Raw genomic sequence first — 18,259 nt, 5'->3', positions numbered from 1 at the left:
GATGGTCATTTCTGAATACAAGTTTACGCTGGAAGAGATAAATGCCATGAGTATAACGGATTTTGTGAAGCATCTTGGGGGCATTTTTGAACATTCACCGTGGGTAGCAGAGGAGGCTTTTAAGCAGATCCCATTCCATTCTATAGAGCATTTGCATAGCACCATGATGCAGACCGTTCTGAGTGCTGACCGGAGCCGAATGGAGGGGCTATTAAAGGCTCACCCAGATCTGGCGACTAGGCTTCAGGTTACACCTTTGTCTGCATTAGAGCAGCAAGGAGCTGGATTGGATGGGCTAACAACGGAAGAAATTAATCTCTTGAATGATCTGAATAAAAAGTATACAGACAAATTTCAGTTCCCTTTTATTCTAGCGGTTCGTGGCAAAAACAAAGATGACATCATCAGCGCCATTGGAGCGCGAGTAGAACGGTCACCTCAGGAGGAATGGGTGCAAGCTTTTTCTGAGATCGGCCTAATTACGAAATTCCGCTTAAGTGATTTAATCATTCATTCATCATAATCGGGGAGGGTGTCAGCCATGCTGGAACCAATTAACGGACGTACAATGTTTTATGGAAAAAGCGATGTGCTAACCTATCGTACTTATGCTAAGCCGCTGACCGTTACCCCTGTTCCCGAATCTTCCTTTACGGGCTGCGACAACATTATATTCGCGCATAATATTACATTCGCTGTTACGGGCGAAGCGTTTCTTCCTTCTTTTTCAGAGGGGGATAATTCTATGGTGGTAGCTACCGACTCTATGAAAAATTTCATCCTGCGCAATACCGCCGACTACACCGGCAGCACAACGGAAGGATTATTACAGCTTCTAAGCAGCCGTTTTATCGATAGATACAGTCATGTCACTGCGGTTTCGGTTTCCGCTGATCGATTACCTTTTGAACAGGTAATGGTGCCCGGGAGTGAGGGGCTTAGGCAGAGTCATTTAGTGCTGCGGCACTCCAATAATGAATCCTACTCAGCTTCGCTGACTGTAAAACGTGGAGAGGCTGGAACTGAGGTTGTCGCTCATGAATGCCGATTGAAGGATTTACAGCTAATAAAAGTGAGCGGAAGCTCGTTTTATGGATTTGTCCGAGATGAATATACGACATTACCAGAGAGCTTTGACCGTCCGCTTTATATTTTTCTCAATATTAACTGGACCTACAATGATGTCGAGCACGCTTTGGATGGAGATCAAGGTCAATATGTGGCTGCGGAGCAGATTCGTGATATCGCCCATAGCGCTTTTCATGAGCTGAACAGTCCATCGATCCAATCGTTGATTTATCAAATCGGACTGCGCGTGTTATCCCGTTTCCCTCAATTGGCTACAGTCTCGTTTGAGTCCAATAACCGGACTTGGGAAACGATTGTTGAGCCTGAAGAGGCTAAAGGTGGAGTGTTCACCGAACCTCGTCCACCCTATGGTTTTCAGGGTTTTTCTGTTAGTCGTGCTGATTTGGCTGGAGAAACAGCGTAATGAGCGGGCGTCTTACTACCCATGTGCTGGATTTGTCGCGGGGGATTCCTGCTGTAGGTCTGACACTTCAGCTCTGGAAGCTTACGGATGGAATGAGCAAGCTTCTGTGTGAAGAAGTCACGAACAGTGACGGGAGGCTGGATGCTCCACTGCTGGAGGGGAGTGAGATAGAAGCTGGCTGCTATGAGCTGCTGTTTATGGTCGGCGATTACTATCGTAGAGTTGATGCCAAAGAGTCGGCTGTTGGCATAGGAGTAACTGAAAGCTCAGTAGACGCTAAACGTGAGATGTCTTTTTTTCTAGAACAAATACCCATTCGCTTTCATATAGGAAGCTCTACAGACCACTACCATGTACCTTTGCTAGTTGCTCCTGGTGGGTACAGCACATATCGAGGAAGTTAGAGAAGATTCGATGACCGGAGGAGGTGGCAGCTCTTGAAGGAGCCCTATGAACTTGTAATTAAAAACGGGAATGTAGTGCTGCCTGATCAGGTACTTAAGCTGGACATAGCTGTATCGGAGGGAAAGATTGTCGCACTGGGTGAGGAGCTTTCCACTGCACCACTGACCAAAATCATTGATGCTGAGGGGTACTATGTTCTCCCCGGTATGATTGATATGCATGTCCACTTTAATGAGCCAGCGCTGGGTCATTGGGAGGGGTTTCGTAGTGGATCGGCAGCTCTGGCAGCGGGTGGCTGCACAACGTATGCAGATATGCCACTTAACGGAAATCCACCCACTGTGAATGAGGCTGCACTCCATCAGAAGGTGAGTGCTGCGGCAGGCAACTCCGCCGTTGATTATGTGCTGTGGGGCGGACTTGTTCCCGGTAATCTAGTTGATTTGGAAGCTCTAGCAACGGCTGGTGTTACTGGATTTAAAGCTTTTCTCTCCAATCCCGGAGGGGCGGGCGAGGGAAGATTCCGCGAAGTGGATGAGGATACACTCTATCAAGGGATGCAGCGAATTGCTGCTTTGGGTGGAATTCTGGCCCTTCATGCCGAAAGTGAAGCTATCACGGCAGTGTTGACCGCAGATGCAATGCGTAATGGTGGAAGCAGCGCAAGAGATTTTGCGGCTTGTCGCCCTGCTGAGGCAGAGCTGGAGGCAGTGTCCAGGGCGCTGCTGTACTGTGAACGGACTGGATGTCGGTTGCATTTTGTCCATATCAGCACGGCTGCTGCCATTGAGAAAATCTATGAAGCCAAGCTACGAGGGCTGGATGTTTCGGCTGAAACATGCCCGCATTATCTGGTGCTTACTGAAAGTGATATGGAGGATCTAGGACCTGTTGCAAAATGTGCCCCTCCACTGCGAAGTGCGATGGAGCAGGAAAAGCTATGGGAAGTGCTAGCCCAAGGCAAAATTGACCTGATCGCTTCAGATCATTCTCCATGTCCGACGGAATTGAAGCTGCAACCGGAGTTGTCTTTTTTTGAGGCTTGGGGCGGAATCTCAGGTGCGCAAAGCAGCTTTGAGCTTATGTTTCATGAAGGTGTGAATGTCCGCGGTTTGCCCATTACCTTAATCTCTCGCCTGCTTGCCGGGCAACCCGCAAAACGCTTTGGAATAGATCATCTTAAAGGCACTATAGCTCTTGGTCTAGATGCCGATCTAGTTCTGCTGAACCCAAGCACAACCTATACGCTGACTGCTGAGAATTTGTTATATCGCCACAAGCACAGCCCATATATCGGAAGAACTCTGTCCTGCAAGGTCGCTGCTACGATATGTCGTGGGGATGTTGTCTATACCTCTGAAGAAGGAGTGATCACTGAGGGAGGTGGACAGTGGCTGCGAATTAGGAAGGAGCAGTACAGTCTATGAATGATTCCAGAGTTCAAGCATCGACTCAGAAGCTGCTGGAGCTGCTGGAGGAGCTGGCGGCATTCACCGCACCCGGGCTGGGAGTTACTAGATTGCTATACACGGAGGAATGGGGGCGGGCACAGACTTTTTTGCAGGGAAAAATGGCTGGGTTCGGCTTAAAGGTTACCACGGATAAGGTTGGCAATGTCTTTGGTCGCCTGATGGGACGTAGTCCGGAGCAAAAGGTTATTTTAACCGGATCTCATATCGATACCGTGGTCAATGGCGGAAAATATGACGGTGCCTATGGGATCGCTGCTGCTATGATTGCGCTTCAAGATTTGCAGAAGAATTTTGGTCAACCGCAGCGAACGCTTGAGGTCGTATCTTTTTGTGAAGAAGAGGGGAGTCGATTTCCCCTTGCTTATTGGGGCTCCGGCCATGTCACGGAAAGGTATGACGGAAGCGAGGCCGAGAACTGTATGGATGCAGATCGGATATCTCTACAGGCAGCTATGGCAGCATTCAGCTTTTCGCAAAGCGTAACGGATACGGATGGGAATATCTCTAAGAGTACAGGAGCCAGAAATGATATTGACGCTTTTGTGGAGCTGCACATCGAGCAGGGAATTATTCTGGAGACAACAGACACGCAGATAGGCGTAGTTCAGGGGATTGTCGGACAGAGACGTTATATGGTCAAGGTCAGTGGTGTGGCTAATCATGCTGGCACAACTCCGATGTTGATGCGGCAGGATGCATTGGCCAGTGCAGTAGAAATGCTGTATGTACTAGAAGGTGCTGCTAAAGCAGCAGGTGCACCTCTTGTGGCAACCTCGGGCAAGCTTGAGGTATATCCGAATACGCCAAATGTGATCCCGGGTGAGGTTCTTTTTGCATTAGATATTCGCCACAGCGAAGAGGAGGAACTGGAGTGTTTCTGTGCGAAGATTTTATCGCTATATCATGAAATCGCCGCAGAACGTGGGGTAACCTTGGAGGTTATTCCGGTGCTCCATACACTCCCTGCACCTATGGATACGAAGCTATCTACAGCGCTGGAAGAGATCTGCCTGGAACAGGGCAAAACCTACCGCATGATGGTCAGTGGAGCGGGGCATGATGCCCAGCTGTTTGCGCCGCGTTGCCCCACTGCGATGATCTTTGTGCCAAGTCGTGCGGGTATCAGCCATTCACCGGAAGAGTATAGCTCTCCCGAACAGCTTGCTGCTGGGCTTGAGGTGCTGACTGCGATGTTATACGAGTTAGCTTATTAAAAGAGTTCGCCGAACTTTGAAATATAAGGAAGTATATGTTTTACTCTATACTTTATCCTTATATTTCTCGCTGAAACGGAGCCCGTCCCTTAAAGGACGGCATAGCCGTTTCTACTTGAAGGGAGGATCATCATGAAGCGGTACGAAGATTTGTCGCCGTCCCTGCGCTGCATTATGACTCCAGGTCCGGTGGAGGTTGATCCGCGTGTGTTGCGGGCGATGTCTTTTCCAGTGCTGGGTCAGTTTGATCCAGAGTTCACCCATATGATGAATGAAACGATGGTAATGCTACGGGAGCTGTTTGCTACTCGCAATTCATGGGCTTACCCCATAGATGGCACCTCTCGTGCAGGTATTGAAGCGTTGATGGTCAGCTTGATCCTGCCGGGGGAACGTGTGCTAATTCCGATCTTTGGCCGCTTTGGACATCTGCTGCATGAGATTGCTGAACGTTGTGGCGCAGAGGTGTTCGTTCTGGAAAAGCCATGGGGAAGTGTATTTGAACCAAATGAAGTGATAGCGGCTATGGAGACTTTTAAGCCACATGTGGTGGCGATGGTTCATGGGGAGACCTCTACTGGACGTGTGCAGCCACTCGCAGAGATTGGTAGAGCTTGCCGCGAAATGGATGCTCTATTCATAGTGGATGCAGTAGCGACCATTGGGGGCATCCCTGTAGAAACAGATGCTTGGATGCTGGATGGCGTCGTTGGGGGTACACAAAAATGCCTATCCGTCCCTTCTGGAATGGCACCGATAACATATAATGATCGCGCTGAAGCTAAGCTTATGACACGGAAGCGAGTAGAGCGTGGGATTAGAACCAGTGATGTTCAGCCTGGTGAGTTGTCTTTTGTCCGCAGCAACTATTTCGATCTCGGCATGCTTCAGGATTACTGGAGTCCGCAACGTCTTAATCATCATACAGAGATGACCTCTATGCTCTATGCACTGCGTGAGGGCTTGCGGCTTGTCCTTGAAGAAGGAATGGATGCTAGATTCGCCAGACATAAGCTCCATGAAAAAGCACTTGTAGCTGGATTAACAGCTATGGGCCTGGAATTGTACGGCGATTCTTCATGCAAGCTTACTGTTGTAACTTGTGTGCTCATCCCTGATGGGATAGATGGGGAATCCGTACGCTCGATGCTGCTAGATCACTTCGGGATCGAAATCGCTAGCTCCTTCGGCCCTTTAAAAGGAATGATCTGGCGCATCGGTACGATGGGCTTTAGCTGTCGTGAGAATAATGTGCTTCGATTGCTTGGAGCGCTGGAAGCAGTGTTGCAGCGTCACGGATTTAAAGTCTCTTACGGGCTTGGTGTTCAGTCGGCACTTGACGTATATGAGGGAAAAGTAAGATAATCGTTGGAATAGAGCGGCCGACGGGGAGTTCAAACAAGGGGCGTCCAGAGCGAGTGGACAATCTTTGGGAATAAGAAAACGGCTATCATCTATAGGGATGACGGAGCCGTTTTTTCTTACAAATTCAGACTTGCCAGCCATAATGTCAGCACAACCGATTGTAAAGCAATCCTCTATTAATATGTAACTATTCACTACATCAAGAATGCACTTGGATACTAACGGGGGAGAGATGAAGATGACAACTTTTACGAGAAAGCCTTTAGCAGATTGTGTACCTGAGCTTGTGGCTACGGCAAGAGGAGATAAACCGGCATCACTGGTAATTACAGGTGGGAAGCTGGTCAATGTATGCTCTGGTGAAATTTTAGAAGGAATGTCTGTTGGTGTGCAAGGTGGACGCATTGCTTATGTTGGTAAAGATGTGACACATATGATTGGTGAAGGAACGCAGGTTATTGAAGCGAACGGCAAGTATATAGCTCCGGGACTGCTCGATGGCCATTGTCATATTGAGAGCACACAGCTAACGGTTACTGAATTCTCACGCGCTGTTCTGCCGCTGGGGACAACAGGTGGTTTCTTTGATGCCCATGAGATTGCTAATGTATTCGGACTAAAGGGTATTCATTTGATGCTGGATGAGATGCGGGGAACACCGTTAGCTGCTTATATGCAGGTGGCTTCTTGTGTGCCTGCGGCAGGTGCGGAATTTGAGACAACGGGTGCTTCTATTGGTCCAGAAGAAGTAGCAGAAGCTTTTACTTGGGGAGACGATGTGATCGCTCTAGGCGAAGTGATGAATTTCCCTGGCGTTGTTTACGGCGATGAGAAGATGCTTGGAGAAATTCAAGCTACGCTACGGGCAGGAAGATTTGTAGATGGTCATTTCACATGGCCCTCCAGCGACTGGAGACTGCCGGTGTATGCGGCGGCGGGTGTGACTGGCGATCATGAGTGTGTTACGGCAGACGATGTCATTGAGCGCGTTCGACTGGGGATGTATGCCAAAATGCGCCGGGGCTCTGCTTGGCACGATGTGGCTAAGACCATTACGGCCCATACGGAACACGGAATTGATACGCGCCGAATGATGCTGGTAACGGATGACCGTAGTTCAGAATCTTTGCGAGATGAAGGGCATATGAATTTCGTTCTGCGCGATGCTATTGCTCAAGGTGTGAAGCCTATAACGGCTATACAAATGGCTACTATTAATACTGCTGAACGCTTCGGTTTAGCGCGGGATATAGGTTCGATTACTCCGGGTTCCTTTGCAGATATTATTTTGCTGGACGGGAATTTGGCCGATGTTAACGTGGTACTTACGATTGCCGCAGGTGTAGTAGTTGCTGAGAACGGTGTAATGACCGCAGAGCTTGCTAAATTCACTTATCCAGAGGAAGTGTTGGCTTCGGTTCATTTGCCGCAGCGTCCTACCGCAGAAGATTTCATCATCGCTGCTCCAATTCAAACAGGTGAACTTACTACAAGAGTTATTAAAGTAAGAGAAAATCATGTGGAGACCATTGAGCGTATGGTTTCGATCCCTGTAGTGGCGGGGCAACTGGATGTAAATGCTGTAGAAGGTTTGTGCAAAATCGCTGTGCTTGAACGGCATAAAGGAACAGGCAATAAATCCGTGGCCGTTGTAGAAGGCATCGGATTTATTGAGCCTGCTGCCATTGCGATGACAGTTGCCCATGATAGCCACAATGTGCTGGTCATCGGTAACGATGATGAGTTAATGGCTAAAGCCGCTAATGCGGTTGCGGATGCTCAGGGTGGGGTTGCCGTAATCACATCTAGTGGAGAAACATTATTCCCGCTGGCTATTGCAGGTCTAATGTCCACTGAGCCCTTTGAAATTGCTGCTGCAAAATCAGCTGCGATCAGCAAAGCGCTATATGATGCAGGCTGCACTTTGAATTATGCATTTATGACCTTATCACTGCTTGCTTTGGCGGTTATCCCGACGTTACGTATCACTGATATAGGCCTCGTTCGGATCTCACCTGAAGAAGGAATACAGTTAGTGCCGCTGTTTGTTTAAGTAAATTAACTGAAGCATAATCCTGATACAAAAAACTGTTCTGAGGTCGTTATGACCATTCAGAACAGTTTTTTTTGTTTAAATATAAGAAAGAAAAAGCTTCACATGATGCACAATCTTTATACACCTTATTGGAATGAACGTAAATATTAAACAGATTTTTAGAGATTGAAACATTTTTCTGAGCGAAATCCTAAAAAATATAAATAAAGCATAGTCAGGTGACGATAATAATGTTAAATTAGATAAAATTAAAGTGAATTAATGGAGTTAATTTTATATTATTGGCATATAACGGAATTATAGATATCGTCAGGTTTCAGGTAACCCAACTAAGAGGGACGAGGTGCATGAGAGATGATCAGATTAGAAACGCAAGACATTCTGAATATTAGTATGAAGCAAATTGCTACTATTTTTAAAATGAAGCCGCTTGAGCTGAGATTTGTCACCGATTTTCAGGGTGAGAAATATCTCTTAACCAATGATAAGCTACACCTCAGTAACCAGCAGTATTGGGCAAAGGTTATGGAATGTGTCTTTGATGATCATGTTAGACCTGTGCTAATGTGTGAGGTATTGTATTTCCTTCGTAACGAATTTTTGGAAAGTGATATCAAAATTTGTTTCGCCTATGATTACGCAGAGGATGGGAATGGAGAAGCCACGGCATCGGCTGAAGTATTGTTTAATGATTCAGCTGATTTACAGCCGAGTGAGATTGCCGAGCTGATCGATTTTGCCTTGACCTTACAGGACAAGCAATGGTTCAATGAACTGACCACTAAATATAAACAGCTTACAGCATAAGTATCTTTCGAATTTCGAACTTAACAATTGATATAGCAAACCGTCTTATCTGAGCAGAGATTATCTGTAGACAAGACGGTTTTTTGTATTACCAGCCCAAGGCGTTTTGTTCAACATGCTGAGCCAGAAATTGAAGCCATTCCTCATGATTATTCAAGCAAGGGACCGCAACGAAGTCTTCTGCATATCCTCCTCCAGCCTCAAATTGTTCACGCCCTTCTATCGCTAGCTCATGCAGCGTTTCCAGACAATCGGTTACAAGGCCCGGTGAGAAAATCAAAGGTTTACGAATTCCACGTTCAGCAAGCCCTCCCAAAACATCAGCTGTAGAGGGACCAACCCACTCTTCACGTCCGAAGCGTGATTGAAAAGTAACCTGCCAGCTTCCGGGCTCCCAATTCATAGCAGATGCGAGAAGGTGTGCCGTTTCCATACATTGCTGGGGATAGGGATCGCCTGTATCAGCATAACGTTTGGGAATCCCGTGAAAGGTCAGCACAAAATAATCAGGATCAGCGCTCAGAAGTTCTATTTGCTGGAGTAAATGCGACTTCATGGCAGAAATATAACCGGGTTCATTATAATAAGCATCCATAAATCTGAGAGCAGGAATAAGGCGCTTCGTTACCGGTCCAGTGGAGCTTTGGCGTCCTAAGGCAGCAAAGCTCGCCTGATCGAATACGGATGCCGTCGTAGTAGACGAATATTGAGGGAATAGTGGCACAATGATGATGCGAGTGATACCAGCAGTCTCCAATTTGTTCATCGCTTGTTCCATACTTGGTTCGCTATACGCTAAGCCGAGTTCTACCTTATACCGTGGGCCGAGCAGCGCTTGCAAACCGGATTGCTGAGCTAACGAGTTTAAGAGGAGGGGTGATCCTTCAGCGGTCCATATTTGTCTGTATAGCTCAGCCGACCGTCTTGGACGTGTACGTAGAATAACGCCTCGCAGCAAAGGCTGCCAGAGTAGAGGAGAATAATCTATGATCCGTCGGTCGGATAAAAAACGTTTCAGATAAGGACGCACAGCTTTAGCGGTTGGTGCAGTGGGTGTACCAATTTGAGCGAGTATAACTCCAATAGGGGGCTGTTTATTCAAAGCATAGAACTCCTTTCCTATGTTAGAGATCGTTCTAAAATAGCATATCTATTCTTGGATGCACAATAATCGAGATCACGTTATCTACCTTGGGAAGAAAAAGTGGGAGTATTTGTTTGGAAAAAACAAAGAAAAATCACATTTATGAGCAAATAGTGATGTTTCTTATAGGGTATGTGATTTTCGATACAGAGGAATTGCGGAAAGGTTTGGTAGTATCTAACTTGAAATTGATTAAAAAAGCGCCTTCATTCTTTTTCTAACAATATATGTGAATTATTTCACCTTTTAAACGGTTTATTGATAAGAAGAAGGAATGAATAGATTTAAGGCATTCTTTTTGGAAAGTGATGGGTCGCGGTTAGCATGAGAGGGGGGATGTGTTCTTATGAGGTGAGAAGGGATGCTTCATAAGAAGAGCGACATCTTGTAAGGAAGGTACGGATAAGAAAAAGCTACATATCACTGGGGTTTGGTAAAGGAGAATTTTATTGAAAAAACTAATTTCTTTAACGGTTAGCGCGGCAATATTGTTAGCGCCATTTGCTTACACACTTAATGTGCCTGCTTTGAACTTGAAGGTGGATGCAGTATCCGCAGCTTCTGAAGAAGCAGATACACCAGCAGCAAAACCAACAGCAAAACCAGCAGCAACGGCAAAACCAGTAGCAACACCAAAAGCTACAGTAAAACCAGTAGCGACACCAAAAGCAACGGTAAAACCGACAGTAAAACCAACAGCAACACCAAAAGCAACAGTAAAACCAACAGCAACACCAAAGGCAACTGCGGCTCCAGCAGCAACAGCAAAGCCAGCTACAACACCAAAGGCAACCGCTGCACCAGCGGCTACAGTAGTTCCAGCAGCGACTGTTAAGCCTGTGGCTACAACATTGCCTGTTACAATTAAGGAAAATGTATATCAAGATGGAGTTTACGTAGCTTATGGAGATGCTTATTCCAAAGGTACTGAAGGCGCAAAGATCGAAATTAAAGATGGAAAAATTACTAGCGTTGATCTCCTGAGAACCAGCCCTAAGCTGATCGATAGAGATGCGCGCAACAATTATAGCGCTTTATGGCAAGCTTATGGACTGATGAAGAATAAATTGATAGGTAAAACAAGAGATGGAGCAGCGGCAGTTGATGCTGTTTCGGGAGCTACACGCTCTAGTAATGGCTGGAAATTGTCTGTAGACAGAGCGTTTGAAAGAGCTCTAACAGTGAAAGATACAGATGCAATTTACTTTGATGGTGTTCATATGGGCATAGATCCTACAGGTAAATATGCAGTATTTGCAACCTACGAATCCAATAAGCTCACAGCTGTTAAAGTGTACCCACTGAACAGTAATGGTGATTTCGTGGATGAGAAGACTTACACAGCTGAGCAATCCGCAACAGTGGCAGCTATAACTCCAGCATTGCTGGCTAAAGGAACAGCTGCGCAACCTGTCGCAGGACTCGAAGCCGACTTTAAGGCTGCGACTAATGCTTTCTGGGATGCTGAGCAGAATGCAAAGGTTAACAATACTTCTGCTTATGTAGACGGTTTCTATTCCTCTTACGGGACTGCAAGAAGCGTTGGTGTTGAAAGAGCTGACATCGTGATCCGCAACGGTAAGGTAGTGGATGTGAAGCTGTTCAGACTTGGAAATAACCTAATTGACAGAGGCGCAACGGCTTATGCAGAAGTTGTAAAAGCTAATGCTCCGATGACAGCTAAGTTGCTTGCCAATGGATCTTACTTCGCTAATTATGACGAGAAGGTTGATGGGATTTCCGGAGCTACAGAAAGTAGTCACGGTTGGAATCAGGCCGTAGAAAGAGCTTTCGAAAAAGCACTGAAAGTTCCTGGTGAAAGTAAATATTTTGACGGCAAATTTGCAGGTGTAGATAACCAATCTAAAGTGTTACTGCTTGTTGATGTTGCTTCTGATGCAGTTACAAACATTAAAGTAAGCTTGTTTGGAACTGACGGCAAGCTGATTGCTGACGATAAACTAAGTGCAGAACAAAAATCTCTGGTAGGTACACTTACTTCAGGATTGCTTGAAAAAGGTGTGCAAATGACCGATATCACAGGTCAAGAAGCGTTATCCGCAGCTGCCAAAGCTGCACTGACTGATGCTTTGACTAACGCATCTAAAGTTCAAGGCGCTTATAAAGACGGAAGCTTCACTGCATTTGGTGATGCCTATGATAAAGGAACAAACAGAGCAGACGTTACCCTGCGTAACGGTAAGATCGTAAATGTTGCACTGTATCGTGTAGGAATGAATCTTGTAGATAGAGGCGAAGCTGCTTACCCTGAGGTGGTAAAAGCGATTCCTCAATTGAAAGCTAGCTTCCTTGCAGCAGGTACTAGAGAAGCTGTGCAAGGCGTAGACGCTGTTTCCGGCGCAACTAGCAGTAGCGTAGCGCTTAAGACTGCAGTGGATAGAGCTTACGGAAAAGCTGAGATTGTTGAAGCTAACAAAGCTGCTTATTTCGATGGAATCTTCATTGGTGTAAGTGCTGATAAGCTTGTAAATGTTATGACGTATGTAGAACATGGCGTTCCTGTTAAAATGCTTGTCTACTATCTTGATAAAGATGGAAAGACAAGAACAATTAATCAATTGACGGATGCTGAGTTGGCCGTGAAGAGCGAGATTGAGTCGACTTCAACTGGCACTAGTCTGCACAAGTATGGATACCGTGCAGCAGCCTTCGGAAATAATGATGCAGAGAAAGAAGTATCGACTAAAGTGGTAGAAGCCATTAAATCAGCGCTTGAAACAGCGGGTAAATAATCAGATGTTAATCGTTTCTTAATCAATGAAGGAGGTTATTCCAGAGCCATATTATGGCCCATGGAATAACCTCCTTTTTCTGAATATAAGAACGTATTCTTCTAACTTGTACATAAATATGAAAATAGATCGTATAGTGATTTAAAGGGATTTTGGACATGAGTGTCTAAAGTTTAATATAGAGAGCAGGTTCAAAGCCTGTTATTAATAGGAGGCTCCAACATGACACAAATTAAACAGCTCGCTCCACAAGATGAATTTGTAGGCTTTTATCTCTTAAGAGAGCTAGCGATCAAACAAACGAACGGTACCCCTCCAAAGGATTATTTTGACTTAGTTTTGGGGGATTCCAGTGGGCAACTGTCCGCGAAATATTGGGATGTCAGCACGACCGATAAAGAAACCTTTTTTCCTATGGCGCTTGTGAAGGTTCGTGGGATCGCTCACACTTATCGTGAGAAATTGCAAATCAAAGTTACTAAAATCAGATTGGTGAACGATGAGGATGGCGTTGCGTTAACGGATTTCATCCGTTCCGCTCCTATTCGTCCAGTAGACCTTATTCATACGATTAACGGAGTTATGGCGAGCATCACAGATCCAGAGATTGCTTCGATCGTCTCTTTTTGTGTGAGTAAAGTGGAAGAGAAATTGATGCATTATCCGGCAGCCAAAACGCATCATCATGCTTATTTTGCCGGACTTGCTTATCATATGGTTCGAATGCTGGAGATCGGGGATTTTCTGTGCAAGCAGCGCCCCTTCTTGAATCCGGATTTGATGAAGGCTGGAATTATTCTGCATGATATCGCGAAGCCGGAGGAGATGATCTCCCAGCTCGGAATTGTCTCGGAATATAGCGTTCAGGGTAAGCTGATTGGTCATATCTCGATGGCATCTAACTGGATTACGGAAGCGGCCATCCGCTTAGACATTGATTTGAATTCGGAGAAGGTTCTGGCGTTACAGCATCTCGTATTGTCACACCATAACCTGGGCGAATGGGGCAGTCCTGTTCAGCCGCAGACGGCTGAGGCCGTAGCTCTGCATCATATTGATGCGATGGACGCGAAGTTGCAAATGGTAGAGGATGCTCTGGATACCACACCAGAAACCGAAGAATGGACGCCATTCATCAGAGGTTTGGAGAATAAGGCAGTTTATCGGATGAAGATATAGAACATACCTTGTAAAATTCAACACCCAACCAGCTGTAGTGAGCCGGTTGGGTGTTTTTGATGAATAATGAGCCGGTTATTATAAATAGAAGTTTTTCGTTCTTTGTTTGTTCACAGGTCTCTTAGCAGGCTTACTCTTACGGGCAGAAAAAGGAGTGTATCCACCAGCAAACATAGTTCCGCTAGTATATCCTTGGCTAGTAGAAAGCAAAAGCGGATCATGGTGTGATTCTCGCTCCATAAGCATTAATAGGACCAAGGCTGCTGCGCGCGCGTCATCGAGAGCGTCATGGTGCTTCAGCTCAATGCCGAAATGCTCGGAGACTATATTAAGCTTATGAGAGGGCAGGTCGGGCAGCATCTTTTTGCCTAATAAATAGGTACATAAGTATTGAAAGCTCGGATAGCCTAAGGACATTCCATCGAGGCAATACCGTAGAACGCTCATATCAAAAGAGGCATTGTGCGCTACAACGATTTGTCCGTGTAACAAAGGTTCAACGGTGGGCCATAATTCATGGAATGTAGGCTGACCGATTACCATGGAGGGGGTGATGCCATGTATCGAAATGTTCATGCCGTCAAACCGCTGCTGCGGATCGATTAGCCAAGAATGTTCTGTCGTTATCCTTCCATCTTTAACTTCCACAAGTCCTAAAGCACAGGCGCTGGATCGACTGGAATTTGCCGTTTCAAAGTCAATTGCTATAAAGTCCATTCGTAAAGCTCCTTATCTATCATATATACTTCATATTAAAGTAGTAAAATGATAAATACAATCTAGTACAAGTGACAAATAGTAGTTGAGTAAAAATAAGGAGATGAGAGAGTGCGGATTATCAAAGGACAAAAGGTGGATATCACGAAAGGGCGAAGTGTAAACAAGCTGGTACTGAGGTTTGGTTGGACGACAACTGATACTAGGATTGGTATAGATGCAGCGGCCTTTTTGTTGTCTGATCGGAATCGCTGCGAACGCGATGAGAACTTTATCTTTTATGGAAATCCGGTGTCGATAGATGAAGCAGTAAGTCATTCTGCTTTACAACAAGGAGATAAGGAAGCTATTGCGATTACACTCTCCGGGCTTCCTGTGGACATCACTAGAATAGCTTTAACTTTAACGATCTATGAAGGAGAACAGTCAGGGCATTCTATGAAACAAGTATCTTCTCCATATCTACGTTTAGTAGATGGTGATAGCGACGAGGAATTGTTTATTTTCGATTACGGTTCTGATCTCTCCAAGGAGACGGCAATTGTAGTTGGAGAGCTTTATCGGCATGGTGCAGAGTGGAAATTTAGTGCTATTGGTAGTGGATTTGATGGGGGCTTGGCTGCTTTATGCACCAACTATGGGTTAGATATTGAGGAAGACAAGGGGAATCATGAGGTAGCTGCTACCGCTGAGTTAACAATTCCTCTAGAACCGATTCGTTATGAAGAAAAAAACGTGCTGTCCTCCATTGATTTACGCAAAAAGATTGTCCAGATCACCTTAGAAAAAAAGAACCTGACAGGCGTAACTGCGAGAGTAGGAATCGTACTGGATATTACAGGCTCGATGAGAAATCTCTATGCGAATGGGACAGTGCAAGAAGTGGTAGAGCGTATTTTGGCGGTTGCCTGTAAATTCGATGATAACCATTCATTGGACGTATGGGTATACGACACCGAGTTTAGTCGCTTGCCACCTGTTACAGAACAGGAATTAGGAAGTTATGTTTTTACACATATTATGAACAATAATACAATCCATAAATTTGGCCGTAATAATGAGCCACCGGTGATGGAGGATATCATCAATAAATATACAGAGGAAGAGCCTGATTCCACGCCGGTATTTATCATATTCATCAACGACGGTGGTGTCGTGAAACCTACTAAGAAGGTGATTACGGCGGCCTCTGTTCAACCGATTTTCTGGCAGTTTGTAGGAATTGGAAATTCGGATTTTGAGGTTTTGATGCAGCTCGATACGATGAAGGGGCGTTTGGTGGATAACGCTAATTTTATTCATCTGGATCGGATTGAACAGGTGACGGATGAGGAGCTTTACGATCAGCTGCTAAATGAATTCCCCTTATGGCTAAAAGCAGCGAAGGAAAAGCGACTTATTCGAGCATAAATAATAAATTAATCTATACACGGAGCCATGACCATCTACCCGAGTAGAAGTGTTGTGGCTTTTCTAGTTTCATTATCTTGCTATCCTATTCAAGAATCCGTACACTGCAAAATAGATGTTGTATATTATTGTTAAGCTCAGATACGGGAGGGATCACATTGGGAACTGTGGTAACTAAATTTTTTGAATATGGGCAAGCAGATATAGATTACCTCAGGAGTGTGGACCCAGTGCTTGGAGCGGCGATGACGCAAATGGGGAAAGTGGGGCGTGTTGTTATACCGGATCTTTTCACTGCGCTTATCTATGCCATAGTAGGTCAGCTAATCTCAGTTAAAGCGGTTCAGACCATTTGGGCAAGAATGCAGGATCGATTCGGAGAGATTACTCCGCAGCAGCTAGCCATACACACGGCGGATGAGATTCAGGCTTGCGGCATGACGATGAAAAAGGCGGTTTGCATTCATGACATTTCCAATCTAGTCGCGCAGGGTGATTTCAAGCTGGAGGAGCTATATGGATTATCAGATCAAGAGGTTGTTCAGAGACTCATGACATTAAAAGGCATTGGTAAGTGGACCGCAGAGATGATGCTACTCAATTCGATGGAGCGCCCAGATGTAATTAGTTGGGGAGATATCGCAATTCGTCGTGGCATGGTGAAACTGTATGGGCTAGATACGCTTACTAAAGATCAATTTGAACAATACCGGCTTACATATTCACCTTTAGGGTCAGTGGCTTCCATATACTTGTGGGAGATTTCATTTCAATAATTAATAAGCAAGGAGTACTACAGTGGACAAAACAATAAAGGAACAGCTATTAGGGTTAGCAGATGCGGACTATCAGAAGTTTTCAGCGGCTTTAATTCCGACGGTCGATAACGTAATAGGGGTTAGACTGCCGGAGCTGCGTAAGCTCGCCAAAACCATTGCAAAGGGAGACTGGAGAGCTTATTTGGCACGGGCTGAGTCTGATTATTTTGAAGAAGTAATGCTGCAAGGTATGGTGCTTGGGTATGTGAAGACAGAGCTTGAAGAAATCCAACATTACATTGCGGACTTTATTCCTAAAATCGATAACTGGTCGGTATGCGATAGCTTTTGCACAGGCCTGAAGTTTACTATAAAGAATAAAGAGCAGATGTGGGACTTTATAGTGCCGTATCTGTTATCTGAAAAAGAATATGAGATTCGATTTGCAGTAGTAATGATGCTTAATTTCTTTATCGAAGAGGCGTACATCAACCAGATTCTACAACTTCTCGATAAGGTCAGACATGAAGGGTATTATGTAAAAATGGCGGTTTCTTGGGCGCTTTCGATGTGTTATGTGAAATTGCCTGCGGCAACGATAGGTTATTTGAGAAACAACAGCTTAGATGATTTCACTTATAACAAGGCTTTGCAGAAAATCACGGAATCTTACCGTGTAGATCCGGAAACGAAAAATATGATTCGTGGCATGAAGAGGAGTAGGAAAAAATAAGCCCCTTATATAGCTCAGTAGCTGAGAAATAAGGGACTTGTTTTTATATTTATTTTTTGTCACTATTGATTTTCCGGTTACGGATTCGTTCGATTTCATCGTCAACGGCACTACGAAGGTTGGGATCAATGGATGAAGCTGCTCCTGAGCCTGAGCTGAATTTATTTTTGGAGTTTTCCGCCAATGCTTCCCACTCGAAAATTTTCTCTTCCATTCGTTCAAACCCGCGTGAAGCGGTACCCACATTGGGTCCTTTTACACTGCTATGGCTGCTATGAGGAGCCGAGCTTAATGTTTCTGTTGCTTGCTGAGCACGAGCGATAAGCTCGGTTCTTTTTGCTTTGAGCTGTTCACGCTCTTCCTTAGCTCTAGCGATATTGATCTCCAGTTCTGCTAGGGAGTGCTGAGTTTTTGCCTGGCTATTGATGCATTCTTCCAGCTGTTCCGCATACCGTATCTTGGCCATCAGTGCAAGGCGAGCTCTTTCTTCATTTCCCTGCTCAACTGCTTGAACGGCTTCGGCTTCGCTTTGTTCTATCAACCGGGTATATTCTTGTTTGCGACGTTCCAATACACTCGCTGTAACCTTTAAATCGCGCTCATTGCGCTCTGCAGTAGCTATTTCGTTCTCAAGATCACGTAAATATTGACCAGTTAGCAGCACCGGGCTTTCTAATTTGTTCAGACCTTCGTGTAGGGCAGCTTTAGTGAGGGTGGAAATTCTTTTGAATAAACTCATGTTTTATCTCTCCTT

At 45.3% G+C, this 18,259-nt stretch carries 16 protein-coding genes and 1 pseudogene; 14 read left to right on the top strand and 3 right to left on the bottom strand.

Features of this window, described 5'->3' with window-relative positions:
* The first annotated feature begins 1 nt into the window (after nt 1).
* The 8 genes from uraD to NSS67_RS26980 all read left to right on the top strand — a co-directional run bounded on the left by uraD (nt 2) and on the right by NSS67_RS26980 (nt 8,811).
* Nucleotides 2-523: a 2-oxo-4-hydroxy-4-carboxy-5-ureidoimidazoline decarboxylase gene (gene uraD, locus NSS67_RS27015; protein ID WP_339316816.1), complete on the top strand. Its 522-nt coding sequence runs from the start codon at nt 2-4 to the stop codon at nt 521-523.
* A gap of 18 nt (nt 524-541) precedes the next feature.
* The gene (gene pucL / locus NSS67_RS27010) at nt 542-1,492 is read left to right on the top strand and encodes a factor-independent urate hydroxylase (RefSeq protein ID WP_339316815.1); all 951 of its coding nucleotides are present in this window, start codon (nt 542-544) and stop codon (nt 1,490-1,492) included.
* A complete protein-coding gene (gene uraH / locus NSS67_RS27005; RefSeq protein WP_339316814.1) occupies nt 1,492-1,896 on the top strand; it encodes a hydroxyisourate hydrolase in 405 nt (134 codons plus the stop codon). The genes pucL and uraH overlap by 1 nt, the downstream gene beginning before the upstream one ends.
* Nucleotides 1,897-1,929: 33 nt before the next feature.
* Nucleotides 1,930-3,324 (top strand): allantoinase, encoded by a 1,395-nt coding sequence (locus NSS67_RS27000; RefSeq protein ID WP_339316813.1) that lies wholly within the window; start codon nt 1,930-1,932, stop codon nt 3,322-3,324.
* On the top strand, nt 3,321-4,583 hold the full coding sequence (locus NSS67_RS26995) for a M20 family metallo-hydrolase (protein ID WP_339316812.1): 1,263 nt from the start codon (nt 3,321-3,323) through the stop codon (nt 4,581-4,583). The genes NSS67_RS27000 and NSS67_RS26995 overlap by 4 nt, the downstream gene beginning before the upstream one ends.
* Before the next feature lie 132 nt (nt 4,584-4,715).
* A complete protein-coding gene (locus NSS67_RS26990) occupies nt 4,716-5,948 on the top strand; it encodes an alanine--glyoxylate aminotransferase family protein (RefSeq protein ID WP_339316810.1) in 1,233 nt (410 codons plus the stop codon).
* Between the two features lie 232 nt (nt 5,949-6,180).
* Nucleotides 6,181-8,001, top strand: a complete 1,821-nt coding sequence (locus NSS67_RS26985) for an adenine deaminase C-terminal domain-containing protein (protein WP_339316809.1) — start codon at nt 6,181-6,183, stop codon at nt 7,999-8,001.
* Nucleotides 8,002-8,358: 357 nt separating this feature from the next.
* A complete protein-coding gene (locus NSS67_RS26980; RefSeq protein WP_339316808.1) occupies nt 8,359-8,811 on the top strand; it encodes a hypothetical protein in 453 nt (150 codons plus the stop codon).
* A gap of 88 nt (nt 8,812-8,899) precedes the next feature.
* On the opposite strand, the gene hemH is transcribed toward NSS67_RS26980, so the two are convergent.
* Nucleotides 8,900-9,913, bottom strand: coding sequence for a ferrochelatase (gene hemH / locus NSS67_RS26975; protein ID WP_339316807.1), 1,014 nt, complete (start codon nt 9,911-9,913; stop codon nt 8,900-8,902).
* Between the two features lie 491 nt (nt 9,914-10,404).
* Here hemH and NSS67_RS26970 point away from each other — a divergent pair, with 491 nt between their 5' ends.
* Both NSS67_RS26970 and NSS67_RS26965 read left to right on the top strand, forming a co-directional pair.
* Nucleotides 10,405-12,708, top strand: a complete 2,304-nt coding sequence (locus NSS67_RS26970; RefSeq protein WP_339316806.1) for an FMN-binding protein — start codon at nt 10,405-10,407, stop codon at nt 12,706-12,708.
* A gap of 222 nt (nt 12,709-12,930) precedes the next feature.
* A complete protein-coding gene (locus NSS67_RS26965; protein WP_339316805.1) occupies nt 12,931-13,887 on the top strand; it encodes an HD domain-containing protein in 957 nt (318 codons plus the stop codon).
* 78 nt (nt 13,888-13,965) lie between these two features.
* On the opposite strand, the gene NSS67_RS26960 is transcribed toward NSS67_RS26965, so the two are convergent.
* The gene (locus tag NSS67_RS26960; RefSeq protein WP_339316804.1) at nt 13,966-14,604 is read right to left on the bottom strand and encodes a 3'-5' exonuclease; all 639 of its coding nucleotides are present in this window, start codon (nt 14,602-14,604) and stop codon (nt 13,966-13,968) included.
* A gap of 111 nt (nt 14,605-14,715) precedes the next feature.
* Here NSS67_RS26960 and NSS67_RS26955 point away from each other — a divergent pair.
* The 4 genes and pseudogenes from NSS67_RS26955 to NSS67_RS26940 form a co-directional block, all read left to right on the top strand.
* Nucleotides 14,716-15,231: pseudogene (locus tag NSS67_RS26955) on the top strand (TerD family protein); the annotation flags it as partial.
* A gap of 111 nt (nt 15,232-15,342) precedes the next feature.
* The gene (locus tag NSS67_RS26950; RefSeq protein ID WP_339320717.1) at nt 15,343-16,014 is read left to right on the top strand and encodes a VWA domain-containing protein; all 672 of its coding nucleotides are present in this window, start codon (nt 15,343-15,345) and stop codon (nt 16,012-16,014) included.
* Nucleotides 16,015-16,172: 158 nt separating this feature from the next.
* Complete coding sequence (locus NSS67_RS26945) at nt 16,173-16,790, top strand: DNA-3-methyladenine glycosylase 2 family protein (protein WP_339316803.1); 618 nt, start codon at nt 16,173-16,175, stop codon at nt 16,788-16,790.
* Nucleotides 16,791-16,812: 22 nt separating this feature from the next.
* Nucleotides 16,813-17,505, top strand: a complete 693-nt coding sequence (locus NSS67_RS26940) for a DNA alkylation repair protein (protein WP_339316802.1) — start codon at nt 16,813-16,815, stop codon at nt 17,503-17,505.
* Between the two features lie 49 nt (nt 17,506-17,554).
* Here the strand turns inward: NSS67_RS26940 and NSS67_RS26935 are convergent, their stop codons facing one another.
* Nucleotides 17,555-18,244: a PspA/IM30 family protein gene (locus NSS67_RS26935; protein ID WP_339316801.1), complete on the bottom strand. Its 690-nt coding sequence runs from the start codon at nt 18,242-18,244 to the stop codon at nt 17,555-17,557.
* Nucleotides 18,245-18,259 lie beyond the last annotated feature (15 nt).

Origin of the sequence: Paenibacillus sp. FSL R10-2734 (assembly GCF_037963865.1) — a bacterium.
In the GTDB taxonomy this organism is placed as follows: Bacteria; Bacillota; Bacilli; order Paenibacillales; family Paenibacillaceae; genus Paenibacillus_AQ.
The sequence above is the reverse complement of the archived record's forward strand: the minus strand, read 5'-3'. Positions and strand labels throughout refer to the sequence as shown.

Excerpts from the sequence above, each read along its gene's own strand:
- NSS67_RS26960 (WP_339316804.1), bottom strand. The coding sequence starts at position 14,604 with ATGGACTTTATAGCAATTGACTTTGAAACGGCAAATTCCAGTCGATCC.
- NSS67_RS26990 (WP_339316810.1), top strand. The coding sequence starts at position 4,716 with ATGAAGCGGTACGAAGATTTGTCGCCGTCCCTGCGCTGCATTATGACT.
- pucL (WP_339316815.1), top strand. The coding sequence starts at position 542 with ATGCTGGAACCAATTAACGGACGTACAATGTTTTATGGAAAAAGCGAT.
- NSS67_RS26985 (WP_339316809.1), top strand. The coding sequence starts at position 6,181 with ATGAAGATGACAACTTTTACGAGAAAGCCTTTAGCAGATTGTGTACCT.
- NSS67_RS26935 (WP_339316801.1), bottom strand. The coding sequence starts at position 18,244 with ATGAGTTTATTCAAAAGAATTTCCACCCTCACTAAAGCTGCCCTACAC.
- uraD (WP_339316816.1), top strand. The coding sequence starts at position 2 with ATGGTCATTTCTGAATACAAGTTTACGCTGGAAGAGATAAATGCCATG.
- NSS67_RS26980 (WP_339316808.1), top strand. The coding sequence starts at position 8,359 with ATGATCAGATTAGAAACGCAAGACATTCTGAATATTAGTATGAAGCAA.
- NSS67_RS26995 (WP_339316812.1), top strand. The coding sequence starts at position 3,321 with ATGAATGATTCCAGAGTTCAAGCATCGACTCAGAAGCTGCTGGAGCTG.
- uraH (WP_339316814.1), top strand. The coding sequence starts at position 1,492 with ATGAGCGGGCGTCTTACTACCCATGTGCTGGATTTGTCGCGGGGGATT.
- NSS67_RS26965 (WP_339316805.1), top strand. The coding sequence starts at position 12,931 with ATGACACAAATTAAACAGCTCGCTCCACAAGATGAATTTGTAGGCTTT.